General features: G+C 33.3%; 12 protein-coding genes. 8 read left to right on the top strand and 4 right to left on the bottom strand.

Features of this window, described 5'->3' with window-relative positions; translation table 11 throughout:
* The first annotated feature begins 609 nt into the window (after window positions 1-609).
* The 7 genes from ACIQ2J_RS07910 to ACIQ2J_RS07880 all read left to right on the top strand — a co-directional run bounded on the left by ACIQ2J_RS07910 (window position 610) and on the right by ACIQ2J_RS07880 (window position 7,162).
* The gene (locus ACIQ2J_RS07910) at window positions 610-765 is read left to right on the top strand and encodes a hypothetical protein (protein WP_396168323.1); all 156 of its coding nucleotides are present in this window, start codon (window positions 610-612) and stop codon (window positions 763-765) included.
* Window positions 766-772: 7 nt separating this feature from the next.
* Entirely contained in the window at window positions 773-1,381 is a 609-nt protein-coding gene (locus tag ACIQ2J_RS07905) for an N-acetyltransferase (RefSeq protein ID WP_396168321.1), read from the top strand.
* Between the two features lie 208 nt (window positions 1,382-1,589).
* The gene (locus ACIQ2J_RS07900) at window positions 1,590-1,793 is read left to right on the top strand and encodes a hypothetical protein (protein ID WP_396168319.1); all 204 of its coding nucleotides are present in this window, start codon (window positions 1,590-1,592) and stop codon (window positions 1,791-1,793) included.
* A gap of 286 nt (window positions 1,794-2,079) precedes the next feature.
* Window positions 2,080-2,751 (top strand): TetR/AcrR family transcriptional regulator, encoded by a 672-nt coding sequence (locus tag ACIQ2J_RS07895; RefSeq protein ID WP_396168317.1) that lies wholly within the window; start codon window positions 2,080-2,082, stop codon window positions 2,749-2,751.
* A gap of 6 nt (window positions 2,752-2,757) precedes the next feature.
* Window positions 2,758-4,422, top strand: a complete 1,665-nt coding sequence (locus ACIQ2J_RS07890; RefSeq protein ID WP_396168314.1) for a peptidase domain-containing ABC transporter — start codon at window positions 2,758-2,760, stop codon at window positions 4,420-4,422.
* Window positions 4,423-4,427: 5 nt separating this feature from the next.
* On the top strand, window positions 4,428-5,774 hold the full coding sequence (locus tag ACIQ2J_RS07885) for an HlyD family secretion protein (protein WP_396168312.1): 1,347 nt from the start codon (window positions 4,428-4,430) through the stop codon (window positions 5,772-5,774).
* The gene (locus tag ACIQ2J_RS07880; RefSeq protein WP_396168311.1) at window positions 5,774-7,162 is read left to right on the top strand and encodes a TolC family protein; all 1,389 of its coding nucleotides are present in this window, start codon (window positions 5,774-5,776) and stop codon (window positions 7,160-7,162) included. Before ACIQ2J_RS07885 ends, ACIQ2J_RS07880 begins: the two co-directional genes overlap by 1 nt.
* A 447-nt stretch (window positions 7,163-7,609) precedes the next feature.
* On the opposite strand, the gene ACIQ2J_RS07875 is transcribed toward ACIQ2J_RS07880, so the two are convergent.
* Window positions 7,610-8,587 (bottom strand): polyprenyl synthetase family protein, encoded by a 978-nt coding sequence (locus ACIQ2J_RS07875; protein ID WP_396168309.1) that lies wholly within the window; start codon window positions 8,585-8,587, stop codon window positions 7,610-7,612.
* Between the two features lie 109 nt (window positions 8,588-8,696).
* Here ACIQ2J_RS07875 and ACIQ2J_RS07870 point away from each other — a divergent pair, with 109 nt between their 5' ends.
* Complete coding sequence (locus ACIQ2J_RS07870) at window positions 8,697-9,572, top strand: hypothetical protein (protein WP_396168306.1); 876 nt, start codon at window positions 8,697-8,699, stop codon at window positions 9,570-9,572.
* A 194-nt stretch (window positions 9,573-9,766) separates the two neighbouring features.
* Here ACIQ2J_RS07870 and infB read toward each other — a convergent pair whose 3' ends face one another.
* Genes infB through rimP form a run of 3 tightly spaced genes read right to left on the bottom strand, consistent with a single transcriptional unit; the run spans window position 9,767 to window position 14,360 of the window.
* Window positions 9,767-12,601, bottom strand: coding sequence for a translation initiation factor IF-2 (gene infB / locus ACIQ2J_RS07865; protein ID WP_396168304.1), 2,835 nt, complete (start codon window positions 12,599-12,601; stop codon window positions 9,767-9,769).
* 38 nt (window positions 12,602-12,639) lie between these two features.
* Window positions 12,640-13,881 carry a transcription termination factor NusA gene (nusA, locus tag ACIQ2J_RS07860; RefSeq protein ID WP_396168302.1) on the bottom strand — a complete coding sequence of 414 codons (1,242 nt, stop codon included), beginning with the start codon at window positions 13,879-13,881 and terminating at the stop codon, window positions 12,640-12,642.
* Window positions 13,882-13,892: 11 nt separating this feature from the next.
* A complete protein-coding gene (gene rimP / locus ACIQ2J_RS07855; RefSeq protein ID WP_396168299.1) occupies window positions 13,893-14,360 on the bottom strand; it encodes a ribosome assembly cofactor RimP in 468 nt (155 codons plus the stop codon).
* Between the last annotated feature and the right edge of the window lie 17 nt (window positions 14,361-14,377).

Below are 14,377 nucleotides of genomic sequence, written 5' to 3'. Positions count from 1 at the left end.
CGAAAACCTATATTGACCTACCGTAGCTCTATAAGGTCTTACCGAAACTCTATACTGACCTACCGAAGCTCAATAAGGTCTTACCGAAACTCTATACTGACCTCCCGCTATCTGAAGTCTCCTGACTTCGGATCAATAAAACGATAGGCAGATTTGTAAATAAACTCAAGCTATTGCAGTTTAAATCTTAGTGAAACTTTGTGAAAGAACTTTATACTGTAACACAAAGAGCCACAAAGGTTGCACGAAGTAACACAAAGGTTTTACTTATTGAAATAACAGAAACCATCAAAAGTGATTTTGGTGGTTTTTTTATGTTTTGTTTGGGATTCTTGCTTCGTCAGAATGACAACTTGAAGCAGAAGTTTCTTAGAAATAGTGCCTCTATTCAATACCATTGCTAACTAGCTCCCGCTATCCGAAGTCTCCAGACTTCGGATCAATAAATCTCGAGGATAGGCACCCGCAAGGCTATCAGATATACTGTCACTATTATGAGATTTCTCCTATGTTGGATGACACTGGCGGGGAGATATTGTTAAATTTTAGTTCATTGTATTGTTATTTTTAATGATTAATTTACTTTTGCATTATTAAACTAATTTAATTATGGCTATTGCAATCAAATCAATACCTGTTTTAAGAGACAAACCTGCACAAGTTTTTACTTCGGCAGTTGCTTTAAATACTGCAAAAAAATCTTCTGTAGATTTTTCTAAGCAATCGGTTGTTGCGTCTAAAATTTTAGCGAAAGCGAAAATATAATTATACATTGGGCTTTCTTCTCGATAAATGCACGCTGAAAATCTATAACAGCGAAGTCATTAATTCATGTCTACCTTTTGATTGTGACAATACCGATTTAAATGATTTTTTCTGTAATGACGCCTTAAATTATTCCTCTGAATTATTGGGCAAAACCTATTGTTTTACTTTAGATGCAACTCCAGAAATTATTGTGTGTGCTTTCACTATTTCCAACGATAGTATAAAAACATTTCTTTTACCTAATGCACGAAAGAAAAAAATAATTCAAAACATTCCGAGACAGAAACAAATGAAATCCTATCCTGCTGTTTTAATTGGAAGACTTGGGGTAAATAAAAACTACCGATTCCTAAAAGAGGAAACGGAAAGAATAGGCAAACAATTGATGGATTTTATTAAATCTTGGTTCATTGATGGTTCAAATAAAACTGGCTGCCGTTTTATTGTTGTGGATTCTTATAACGAATCTGGACCTTTAAAATATTATTCTGACAACGAATTTATTCCTTTATTTAGTAGTGAAGAACAAGAAAAAGAGTTTACAGGAATAGCTACTAATTCCAAATTAGAAACTCGTTTAATGTATTATGATTTAATTCTATTGAAGGCATAATCTATCCTACTTCTTCTAATTAAATTTGTGTTTAAAAATACCAGAAGTAATGACAAAACATTCGTTGTTGTAAACTAATGATTTTACAAAAGACAAAACCTGTCTAGCTCCCCCGCTATCCGAAGTCTCCTGACTTCGGATCAATAAAACGATAGGCGGATTTGCAAATAAACTCAAGCTATTACAGTTTAATTCTTAGTGAAACTTTGTGAAAGTACTTTATACTGTAACACAAAGAGCCACAAAGGTTGCACGAAGTAACACAACGGTTTTACTTATTGAAATAACAGAAACCATCAAAAGTGATTTTGGTGGTTTTTTTATGTTTTGTTTGGGATTCTTCCTTGGTCAGAATGACAACTTGAAGCAGAAGTTTCTTAGAAATAGTGCCTCTATTCAATACCATTGCTAAATAGCCCCGATTAAAGTGGAAATCCTGGCATTGCGTATATCAATTTGTTATGAGATTGCTTCGTCCCTCGCAATGACAGATTGCAACGAAAAGCGGGAATTGCATTTTCTAAAATGCGCAAGCCATTCGCTTCAGTTAAAAAAAATAACTAAGAGGTTTAAAAACCGATTAGGATATAGAAAAACAAAAGAGGTTCATTAATTTGAATCTCTTTTGTTATAATTAAAAGTTAAAATTTCTTTTTTAATAGTATTACTATTATCTTTGCGTATAAATATATCATTTTATGCAAAACATGCTTTCTAATATTATAATTTCGGTGAATTCAAAACTATATGTTAAAAATCCGGAGACCTCTGAATTAGGAAAAAAAATTATCGAACAAAGTATTCTTTTAATTGATGAAATAGGCTTTGAAAATTTTACCTTCAAAAAATTGGGAGAACGAATTCAATCTAACGAAAGCTCTATCTATCGCTATTTTGAAAACAAACACAAACTAATGCTATACCTATCGTCTTGGTATTGGGGTTGGATAGAATACAAAATGGTTTTTGCTACAAATAATGTTTCAAATCCTATGGAGCGATTGAAAAAGGCTATTACCATAGTGACTGAAAAGGTGGAAGATGACAGCACCACGTTGCATATTAACGAGTCTATTTTGAATAAAATAATCATTCAGGAATTTACTAAAACCATTATTACCAAAGAAATAGATGAGGAAAATAAAGAAGGTTTCTTCCTAATTTACAAAAGAGTAATAAATAGAATAATAGAAATGATACATGAGGTAAACCCAAATTATATTTTTGCAAAAACATTAGCCTCGTCAATAATTGAAGGAGCATTACACCAACATTTTTTAAAAGATCATTTAAAAACAATAACAGATTGTGATAAAGATAATTCTCCAACCGCCTTTTACCTCAATTTAATTGAAACTACTTTAAGATAAAGCATTATGAATCCATCGCCATTAAAACGTTATTTTAATTTATTAAAATTAGATAAAAGAGACATCTCACAGATTTTTTTCTATGCCATTTTTTCCGGATTGGTAAGTCTTTCTTTACCTTTAGGGATTCAAGCTATAATCAATTTAATTCAGGCAGGACGAACAAGTATTTCTTGGTTTGTGCTTATTTTTGTAGTTGTAATTGGTGTAGCCTTAGTTGGAATTTTGTCTTTAATGCAACTACGAATTACCGAAAACCTTCAACAAAAAATATTTGTTCGTTCCTCGTTTGAATTTGGATATCGTTTGCCTAAAATCACTTTTGAAGAATTATACGATAAATATCCACCCGAATTAGCCAATCGTTTTTTTGATACTTTAACGATTCAAAAAGGAACTTCAAAACTATTAATTGATTTTTCTACCGCAATATTGCAAATTATTTTCGGAATAATTTTACTTTCTTTATACCATTCCTTTTTTGTGTTTTTTGGAATATTTCTGTTACTATTGCTTTACTCTATTTTTAAATTTTCTTACAATTCTGGACTCTCAACCAGTTTAAAAGAATCTAAGTACAAATATAAAGTTGCGGGTTGGCTTCAAGAAATAGCTCGAAATAATTTTAGTTTTCGAAAAAAAGAAAACTTTGAATTTGCTCTTCAAAAAAATGACTCTCTTGTAGAAGAATATTTATCGCATAGAGAAAAACATTTTAAAATCATCAAAAGGCAATTTGTTCAACTAATAGGATTTAAAGTTATTATTACGGCTAGTTTGCTTTTAATTGGTGGCTATTTAGTACTAAATCAAGAAATGAATATTGGGCAATTTGTAGCTGCTGAAATAATTATTTTACTGGTAATAAATTCTGTTGAAAAAATTATTGTTGGATTAGAAAGCTTGTACGATGTGCTTACTTCGGTTGAAAAAATTGGACAAATTGTAGATTTAAACATTGAAAAACCAACAACAAAAGAGCAAGATTATTGTTTCACCAATATTTGCATTGAAGCAGAAAACTTAAGTTTCAAATTTCCAGATTCCAGCAATGATATATTGAATACTATAAATTTAAAAATAGATCAATCGGAAAAAATATTTCTCGAAGGCCCTAATGGATCAGGAAAAACGACTTTAATACGAATTCTATCTGGGTTTTTACAACCAATTTCAGGATCGTTTTTTATAAATGATGACACTTATAGAAAAATAGATTTTAATAATTATCGATCGCAAATTGGAACAATTATTCAAGGTGAAATGCCATTTGAAGGAACAATACTAGAAAACATAACGTTTAATAGTCCTAACCTTTCTCATGAAGACCTAAAATGGGCGATTGAAAATGCACAATTAAGTTCGTTTATCAAATCATTACCCGAAGGTTTAAGCACAAAAATCTTCCCCGATGGCAGACAATTATCTTCTTCTAATGCACAAAAAATAATTTTGGCTCGAAGTATTATAAATAAACCAAAAGTATTATTCTATGAAGATCCTCTGGACAAAATGGATGAAAAAGCAGCTATGGAAATAATCGACTTTATAACGGATGCAAAAAATAAATGGACTGTTATTGTCTCTTCCAAAAATAACTATTGGAAACAAAAATGTACCCGAGTAATAGCTATGAAAGATGGGAAAGTAATTACCGACAACAATAAATAATTGCCATGCTAAATATATCTGAAAAAAATCCGATAACAGAAAATATTGATCAATATACTTCTGTCAAAAATTTAAGTAATCGACCTCATTACAGAATTTTAAATAAAATAATCCTCTATGTCTCTCTTTTTGGGATAGCAATTTTATTTCTTCCATGGACACAAAATATCTCTGGTTCAGGAGCTGTTACAACTTTAAAGCCAGATCAACGTCCACAGACCATACATTCTGCAATTGCAGGCCGAATTGAAAAATGGTATGTACAAGAAGGAGACTACGTGAAAAAAGGAGATACCATCATTTTTATTTCTGAAGTAAAAGAAGACTATTTTGATCCTAATTTAGTTCAAAATACAAAAAGCCAAGTGGATGCAAAAAAAATGGCAGCAAAATCGTATGGCAGTAAAGTAAACACCCTATCCGAACAAATTAATGCAATTGAAAATGAAAAAGTATTAAAACAACAACAAGCACAAAATAAAATTAGACAATCCGTTTTGAAAGTAAAAAGCGACAGTATGGATTTGGTTGCTGTAAAAACCCAATTCAAAATTGCAACTACACAGTTCAATCGATCGGTAACCTTAAACAAAGAAGGATTGAAGCCCTTAACCGATGTTGAAGAAAAAAGATTGAAATTACAGGAGGTGGAAGCTAAGATTATTACTCAAGAAAATAAATTTCTAACCAGTAAAAATGAACTAATAAATACCAAAGTAGAAGTAAATAGAATTAATGCAGAATACGCCGAAAAAAGTTCCAAAGCTCAAAGTGATCAATACACCGCAATGAGTAGCCAATACGATACCGAAGCGCAAGTAAATAAACTACAAAATCAGTATGTAAATTACCAAATTCGAAATGGCATGTATTATATAAAAGCGCCGCAAGATGGTTATATAAACCGCACTTTACAATCTGGAATTGGCGAAACCATTAAAGAAGGAACGCAACTGGTAAGTATCATGCCTTCCAAATATGACATTGCAGTAGAAACCTATGTAATGCCGAATGATTTACCCTTAATTCACAAAGGAGAAAAAGTTAGAATTTGGTTTGATGGATGGCCTACCGTGGTTTTTTCAGGTTGGCCAAATATGAGTTATGGAACTTTTGGAGGAAAAATTGTAGCTATTGAAAATTACATAAGCCCGAATGGAAAATTTAGAGTTTTAATTGCCCCAGACAAAAATGAAGATTCTTGGCCAAAGCAAATTAGTATGGGGTCGGGTGCTCAAACATTAGCTTTACTTGAAAATGTACCAATTTGGTATGAATTATGGAGAACCCTTAATGGTTTTCCGCCTAATTATTACCAACCAAAAGGGGAAATAACTAAAGAAAAAAAGTAATGAAGAAAATTTTAGTTTTTCTATTGATAAGCATTTCCTTGATTGGACAAGAAAAAAAGGACAATGAACTTACTTACAATGAATTTTTAGGTTTTGTAAAAAAATACCACCCTATGGTAAAAAGCGCAAATCTACAAATCAATACTGCGCAAGCTAATTTGATGATGGCCCGCGGAGGATTTGACCCTAAAATAGAAGTAGATTTTGACAAAAAACAATTTAAAGATAAAACCTATTATTCAATTTTAAATAGTAGTTTCAAAATCCCAACTTGGTATGGAATTGAAGTTAAAGCAGGTTTTGACAATAGCGAAGGGATTTATTTAAACCCAGAAAACACTTTGCCAAACAAAGGCTTAAGCTCTTTAGGTATTAACATTCCGTTGGGACAAGGATTATTAATCAATCAACGAATGGCTGATTTGCAAAAGGCTAAAATTCAATTGCAATGGAGTCAAGCAGAACGAAAATTACAATCTATTGAGGTTTTGTATGCTGCTTCGATAGCCTATTTTAATTGGAAACTAAATTATAGTCAAGTGCAGCTTTATGAAAATTATTTAAAAAATGCCGAGGTTCGCTATAATGCCGTATCGAGTTTAATTGAAAATGGCGACAAGTCGGCAATAGACAGCATTGAAGCTGGAATTACAGTACGAAATAGAAAATTAAATTTAGAAGATTCCCAATTAAAATTAGCTAAATCCAAACTTGAATTGTCTAATTATTTATGGTTAGAAAACAATGTGCCCTTGGAAATTCAAGATGGAATTACTCCAGAAGAAAAACTAGAACTGACTATTCAGGAAACTTTAAAAACTAATGATTTACTAGTGCCCAGTACTTCTATTGAAAATCATCCTAAAATAAATGCCTTACAAAGTAAAATTGCCCTACTGGAAGTGGAGCGCAATCTTAAAAGAAATAATTTATTGCCAAAAATAGACTTGGGATACCATTATTTATCGGAACCTAGTTATTGGAATTCTACGAACTTTGATAATTTTAAAATTGGCGTAAACTTTAGTTATCCATTATTTTTAAGAAAAGAGCGTGGCGGATTGCAAATGGCTAAATTTAAAATTCAAGATGCACAATTTGCATTAGATTTAGAACGGGTACAATTAAAAAATAAAATTGTTTCCCAACAAATTGAAATCAACTCTTTGGTAAAACAGCGCAAATTAATTTCGGCTTTGGTTAAAGATTACGATGCTATGTTAACCTCCGAAGAGCGATTGTTTACATTTGGAGAAAGCTCTCTGTTTTTGATAAATTCAAGAGAAAACAATTTGGTGGGTTCCCAATTATCGGAATTAAGCATGGAGAATAGGTATTTTACTTCTAATGTTGAAATGTTTAAAATCATGGCTAATTTGGACAACTAATTTCACAAAAGACAAAACCAATCTAGCCCCGATTATCTCACTTTGCTATTTTTTTTAGCGGAGTTCGATGAATTTTATTTGCAGTGGAAATCCTGGCATTGCGTATATCAATTTTTGTTATGAGATTGCTTCGTTCCTCGCAATGACAGATTGCAACGAAAAGCGGGAATTGCCTTTACTAAAATGCGCATGCCTTTCGCTTCAGACAAAAAAACTTTTTTATGTTACTCTTTTTTTTGATTTTGATAGTGGGCACAGATTGCAAATCCGCTATTGGATCCGCGTTGCAAAGCATCTGTTCAATCCGCGTTCCATCTAAAGTCATAAAATCTCGGAAACTAAATAATAGTAGGCAAAAGCTCGGTAATATAAGAAAAAAACTGTTTCAATTAAGTAACTTAAAACCTGTCAGGTTTTGAAAAAACACTTTAAAATGAATACAGAACACTATTTTTTCCTTTCAATCACATAGTTCACCATCAGAATCAAACTATCTTTATAAATAGAATTGGGGAAGCTTTGAATTAAAGCGAGTGCTTCGTGCTGGAATTCCTCCATTTTTTGTTCGGCATAGTGTAATCCGTTTTGGTCTTTCACAAATTGGATTACCTCTTTTACTCGTTTTTTATCCTTGTTGTGGTTTTTTATGGAATTGATGCACCAGCTTTTTTCTTTATCGGTACAATTATTCAAAGCATGAATTAACGGCAAAGTCATTTTTTGTTCTTTGATGTCAATTCCAGTTGGTTTCCCTATGGCTTCATCGGTATAATCGAATAAATCGTCTTTTATTTGAAAAGCCATTCCTATGAGTTCTCCAAATTTACGCATTGTTTCCACCTGAAATTCATCTTCCGAAACGGATTTGGCTCCTAAGGCGCAACAAGCAGCAATAAGTGTTGCTGTTTTTTGGCGGATGATTTCGTAGTAAATGTCCTCCGTAATATCTAATCGTCGTGCTTTTTCTATTTGAAGTAATTCGCCTTCACTCATTTCTCGCACAGCAACCGAGATAATTCGGAGTAAATCAAAATCGCCATGATCTATAGAAAGTAATAATCCTTTGGAAAGTAAATAATCACCAACTAAAACGGCAATTTTATTTTTCCAAAGGGCATTGATAGAGAAAAATCCTCTTCTTCTGTTACTGTCATCTACCACATCATCGTGCACCAATGTTGCAGTGTGAATAAGTTCAATAACACAAGCGCCTCTGTAAGTTCGTTCATTAACCATCCCGCCAGAAATCATTTTGGCAGTCAAGAAAACAAACATTGGTCGCATTTGTTTCCCTTTTCGGTTCACAATATAATAGGTAATTCTATTAAGCAACGCTACCTTAGAAGACATCGATTCGTAGAACTTTTTTTCAAAAAGTTCCATTTCTAGTTGAATGGGTTGTTTTATTTGTGAAATAATATTCATTGCGTTCAAAGATACGATAATCAAAGTATCTGAAATAAATTTTTATCTTAAGATTAAACCATTTATATTTGACCTAGTCTTATTTAAATAACATTCTAAATTTATATCTATGAAAACAAAATCTTTTATTAAAATGGCTGCTTTAAGTGCTGTTTTTTTCTTTGCTAGTTGTAGCAAAAATGATTCTTCAGACAATTCCTTTATGACTAAAGAAGAGGCGCAATCTAGTTCTAAAATTGATCTAGCAAGTGATGATGTAAGTTCTATTGTTGAAGACCAATATAACAATATAAATTCTAATTCTTTTTCAAATAAGAATGGTGATGTAGCTTTGTCAGCTTGTGCTACAATTACAAGAATACCAAGTTTTGGAACTGCTTTAGTTGATGGAGACCAAGTGACTAAAACAATTGATTTTGGCGCAGGATGTACTTTATCAAACAATAATTTTGTAAGTGGTAAAATTGTTATAACATTTACCTATCATCCAACTGCTGCAAGTCAAACTGTAAATTATAGTTTTGTTAATTTCTATCATAACACTATTAAAATTGAAGGAGATAAATCATTTACTAGAACAATGAGTGTTGCTACCGCAACATCACCAAGTCATCCAATTGTGGTTATGAACATGGATTTAACAGCTACAACTATTAATGGTGAAATCCACCATAGAGTTGGTACAAGAACTAGAGAAATTATTGAAGGTTATGGTACACCAAATGTTTTTTCTGATAATATTTACAGCATAACCGGAAATTGGACAACCACTCATCCATCTGGAATTGTTACTAGTACTATCACAACTCCACTTAAAGCAAAAATGAGTTGCATGAATACACAAAAACCACTACTTGTTGAAGGAGTTATTACATTTACAAAAAACAATCATTCTGCTACTTTAGATTATGGTAACGGAGACTGCGATAACTTGGCTGTATACACAGTGAACGGTAATTCTTATAACATAGTTATCGGAAACTAAAATTCATTCCCGTCTGATTTATAAAAGAAAAAAGTCCCTTAATGGGGCTTTTTTTATGGATAAATAAGGCTTCCTATATCTTTCATCGAAAGACAGTACCTAATTCAAATCACCTATCTTGCATTATTTACTTCTATAAAATAGGTCCAAAAAAAATCCCGATTGCTCGGGATTTTTAACTTTATACTTATAGACTATTTTTGTTTTCTCTTTACTTCTACTTCCTGGAAAGCTTCAATAATATCCAACTGCTCTATGTCGTTGTAATTTTTTATTTGAATACCACAATCGTATCCTTTAGAAACGTCTTTTACGTCGTCTTTGAATCGTTTTAATGCGGTAAGCTCACCTGTAAACACCACCACTCCCTCACGAATAATACGTATTTTAGAGTTTCTGAATATTTTACCATCAGTAACCATACAACCTGCAATGGTTCCAATTTTAGAGATCTTGAATGTTTCTCTAATTTCGGCAGTACCGGTTACTTCTTCTTTCATTATTGGTGACAACATTCCTTCCATTGCATCCTTCAAGTCATCAATTGCATCGTAGATAATGGAGTAATTACGGATATCAATTTCTTCTTTATCGGCAAGTTGTCTTGCATTTCCTGCAGGACGAACGTTAAATCCGATAATGATCGCATCGGAAGCAGAAGCCAACATAACGTCGGTTTCGGTAATTGCTCCAACTCCTTTGTGGATAATATTGATTTGAATTTCTTCCGTAGATAATTTAGTGAACGAGTTAGACAATGCTTCTACAGAACCATCCACATCCCCTTTAAGGATAATGTTCAATTCTTTAAATTGTCCAAGTGCAATACGACGACCAATTTCTGCCAAAGTAATATGACGTTGGGTTCTTACCGATTGCTCTCTCATTAATTGCGTACGTTTGGCAGCAATTAACTTCGCTTCTCTTTCATCTTCAAATACGTTGAATTTATCTCCAGCGGTAGGCGCTCCGTCCAATCCTAAAATAGACATTGGTGTAGAAGGACCAGCTTCTTTCACGCTGTTTCCTCTTTCATCGTACATTGCTTTTACCTTACCGTGGTTTTTACCAGCTAATACATAATCTCCAACTTTTAAAGTTCCAGATTGTACTAATATAGTAGAAACATATCCTCTACCTTTATCTAATTGTGCTTCCACAACAGTTCCAACGGCAGGTTTATTTGGATTTGCTTTTAAATCTAATATTTCTGCTTCTAATAAAACTTTTTCTAAAAGTTCTTTAACTCCCAATCCCGTTTTTGCAGAAATATCATGCGATTGGTATTTACCACCCCAGTCCTCTACAAGAAGGTTCATTCCTGCTAATTTCTCTTTAATTTTCTCCGGATTTGCATGCGGTTTATCTACCTTATTGATAGCAAATATCATAGGTACTCCAGCTGCTTGAGCATGGGAGATAGCCTCTTTAGTTTGTGGCATGATGTCATCATCCGCCGCAATCACAATAATTGCAATATCGGTAACCTGCGCTCCACGGGCACGCATTGCGGTAAACGCCTCGTGACCAGGGGTATCTAAGAAGGTAATTTTTTGTCCGTTGTCTAATTGTACTGCATAAGCACCAATATGTTGGGTGATCCCTCCTGATTCTCCTGCAATTACATTTTCTTTACGGATGTTATCTAATAACGAAGTTTTACCGTGATCGACGTGACCCATTACGGTTACGATAGGCGCTCTAGTAACTAAATCTTCTTCTCTTTCTTCAACCACTTCCATAGAATCTTCTAGATCTGTAGTAATAAATTCTACTTCATATCCAAATTCATCTGCAACAATAGTTAAGGTTTCTGCATCCAAACGTTGGTTCATGGTAACCATGATTCCAAGTGACATACACGTTCCAATAACTTTAGTAATTGGCACATCCATCATGGTAGCAACTTCACCAACAGTAACAAATTCTGTTACTTTGATCGTTTTGCTTCCTTCATCGATAGCTCTTTGCTCATCGTCAGAACGCTGACGGTGGGTATCTCTTTTATCTCTTCTGTACTTAGCTGCTTTGGATTTAGAACCTTTTCCTTGCAGTCTTTCTAGCGTTTCTTTAATTTGATTTTTAACCTCTTCTTCTGTAGGCTCTACCTTTTGAACAATAGCAGGTCGGTTTCCTTTAACAAAACCGCCACCGCCTGGTTTATTTGCAGTAAATTTTCCTCCAGTTCCCGGTGGTCTTGGACCTCCAGCAGCTCCTCCAGGAGTTCCTGGTCTTGCTTCCCCTGGTTTTGGTGGGATTCTTTTACGTTTGTTTTTATTTGGATCTAACTTACTTCCGCTGTTAATTTTTGGGGTTTCAACTTTCTTTTTAGGTTTGTTGAATTGAGTTAAATCAATTTTTTGACCAGTTAATATTGGTCCTGTAAGGCTTTGGTATTGCGTAGTATGAGTTTCATCAACAACTGGTTCAACCGCAATTGTTTTTTCTTCTTTTGCTACTTCTTTCTTAGGCGCAGCAACTTCCGCTTTTGGTGTTGGTTTTTCAGTTACAACTGGAGCCGCTTTCTTTTCTTCGGAAGGTGCTTTAGGAGCAACTTTAACTTCTGGAGTTTTGACTGCCACAGGTTCTGCTATAGGAGCAGCAACCTCTGGAGTTTTAACTTCCGGAATTTTTACAGATTCAGTCTTTGGAGAAACAGAAGCTTTTGGATTTAAATCAATTTTTCCAACTTGTTTTGGGCTAGAAACTACAGCTTTAGCTTTAATAACTTCCAGACGTTGACGCTCTTCTTCTAGTTTTTTCTTGTCTTCAATTTCTTTTTCTCTTTCTAGACGAAGTGCCTCTTTTTCTTTCTTTATTTCTTCGCTAACCCCTTTAGACGCTTCTTTATTGCCCTTATCACCGGCAAATTGATTTTGTAGAATATCAAACTCTTTATCGGATATCTTAGCATTTGGGTTTGCATCAATAGCAATACCCTTATCTTTAAGATAATCGATAGCTCTTTCTAACGAAATGTTTAATTCCCTTAAAACTTTGTTTATTCTAATATTTCTTTCTTCAGACATAAAATCTTTTATAAATTCTTTTTTATTTTGGTGAAAAATTAGTTTTCAAACTCCTCTTTCAATATGCGCATTACTTCTTGTATTGTTTCTTCTTCTAAATCGGTTCTTCTCGCTAAATCGGCTACGTCTTGTTTCAAGATACTTCTTGCAGTATCTAAGCCAATTTTAGCAAATTCGTCAATAATCCATCCATCAATTTCATCAGAAAATTCGGTTAATTCAACATCATCATCTTCAACTGTGCTTCCTTCTCTAATAACATCTAATTCGTAACCAGTTAATAAACCAGCTAATTTGATGTTTTGACCGCCACGACCAATAGCTTTAGAAACTTCTTCTAGTTTCAAAAACACTTCAGCGTGCATGGTCTCTTCGTTAATTTTAACTGAAGAAACTTTAGCTGGGCTCAAGGCTCTTGTAATTAATAAAGAAGCATTAGTGGTGTAGTTGATAACGTCAATATTTTCGTTTCCTAATTCACGAACAATTCCGTGAATACGAGATCCTTTCATACCAACACAAGCACCAACTGGATCAATTCTATCGTCATAAGAATCTACAGCTACTTTTGCTTTTTCACCAGGAATTCGAACTACTTTTTTAATCATAATTAAACCATCGAATACTTCTGGAATTTCTTGTTCAAATAATTTTTCTAAGAACTTTTCAGAAGTTCTAGACATAATAATTTGAGGTTTATTTCCTTTTAATTCAACGCTTTCTATAATACCTTTTACGTTATCTCCTTTGCGGAAGAAATCGGATGGAATTTGTTTTTCTTTAGGCAATACAATTTCGTTTCCGTCATCATCCACTAAAATTACAACTCTTGGACGTACGTGGTGTACTTCGGCAGTATAAATTTCGCCAATAATATCTTTAAATTGTTTGTAAAGATTGGTATTATCGTGTTCGTGAATTTTAGAAATAAGATTTTGACGTAACGCTAGAATAGCTCTTCTACCTAAATCTATTAATTTAACTTCTTCCGAAACTTCTTCTCCAATTTCAAAATCAGATTCTATTTTTCGAGCGTCCGTTAAGGTAATTTCTTCATTTTCTAGATCTAAATCATCATCTGCAACGATAACTCTTCGTCTCCAAATTTCCATATCCCCTTTATCGGGGTTAATGATAATATCAAAGTTGTCATCAGAACCGTACTTCTTTTTTAAAGCATTTCTAAAAACATCTTCTAAAATCGCCATAAGCGTTACTCTATCAATAAGTTTATCGTCTTTAAACTCTGAGAACGAGTCGATTAATGCAATATTCTCCATCTATTCTATAATTAATTAAAATTTACTGTAACAATTGCTTGTTTTATCTCTGTGTAAGGTATTTCCTCAGTTTTTTGAACCGTCTCTTTCCCTTTTCCTATTTTTTTGGGCTCTCTTGCTTTCCAAGAAAGAACAATTTTAGTTTCATCTGCCGCTATTAATTCTGCTTCAATAGTAGTTGTATTGGTTTTAACAATAAGATTTCTGCCAATATTTTTTATATATTGTCTAGTCAATTTTAAAGGACTACCAACCCCAACCGAGGCAACTTCTAAAGCAAAATCTTGTTCTTCTCGATCCAGATTATTTTCTATCGCTCTAGCAATATCAATGCAATCTTGAAGATTTACTCCATTATCCCCATCCAAAGTTACAACAATTTTATAAGCATCTGAAATTGAAATATCTATCAAAAAAACGCTTGGTTTTTCTGACAAACTATCGTTTAAAAGCTGCGCTACTTGTTCTTTAAATGTCATATTTTTATAAAAAGAGG

It is taken from the genome of Flavobacterium sp. (genome assembly GCF_044357305.1).
Lineage (GTDB): Bacteria > Bacteroidota > Bacteroidia > Flavobacteriales > Flavobacteriaceae > Flavobacterium.
Note: the sequence above shows the minus strand (reverse complement) of the source record. Positions and strands in the feature narration are given on the sequence as shown.

Coding starts and splice junctions, on each gene's coding strand:
- ACIQ2J_RS07910 (WP_396168323.1), top strand. CDS start 610: ATGGCTATTGCAATCAAATCAATACCTGTTTTAAGAGACAAACCTGCA.
- ACIQ2J_RS07895 (WP_396168317.1), top strand. CDS start 2,080: ATGCAAAACATGCTTTCTAATATTATAATTTCGGTGAATTCAAAACTA.
- ACIQ2J_RS07890 (WP_396168314.1), top strand. CDS start 2,758: ATGAATCCATCGCCATTAAAACGTTATTTTAATTTATTAAAATTAGAT.
- ACIQ2J_RS07885 (WP_396168312.1), top strand. CDS start 4,428: ATGCTAAATATATCTGAAAAAAATCCGATAACAGAAAATATTGATCAA.
- ACIQ2J_RS07880 (WP_396168311.1), top strand. CDS start 5,774: ATGAAGAAAATTTTAGTTTTTCTATTGATAAGCATTTCCTTGATTGGA.
- ACIQ2J_RS07875 (WP_396168309.1), bottom strand. CDS start 8,587: ATGAATATTATTTCACAAATAAAACAACCCATTCAACTAGAAATGGAA.
- ACIQ2J_RS07870 (WP_396168306.1), top strand. CDS start 8,697: ATGAAAACAAAATCTTTTATTAAAATGGCTGCTTTAAGTGCTGTTTTT.
- infB (WP_396168304.1), bottom strand. CDS start 12,601: ATGTCTGAAGAAAGAAATATTAGAATAAACAAAGTTTTAAGGGAATTA.
- nusA (WP_396168302.1), bottom strand. CDS start 13,881: ATGGAGAATATTGCATTAATCGACTCGTTCTCAGAGTTTAAAGACGAT.
- rimP (WP_396168299.1), bottom strand. CDS start 14,360: ATGACATTTAAAGAACAAGTAGCGCAGCTTTTAAACGATAGTTTGTCA.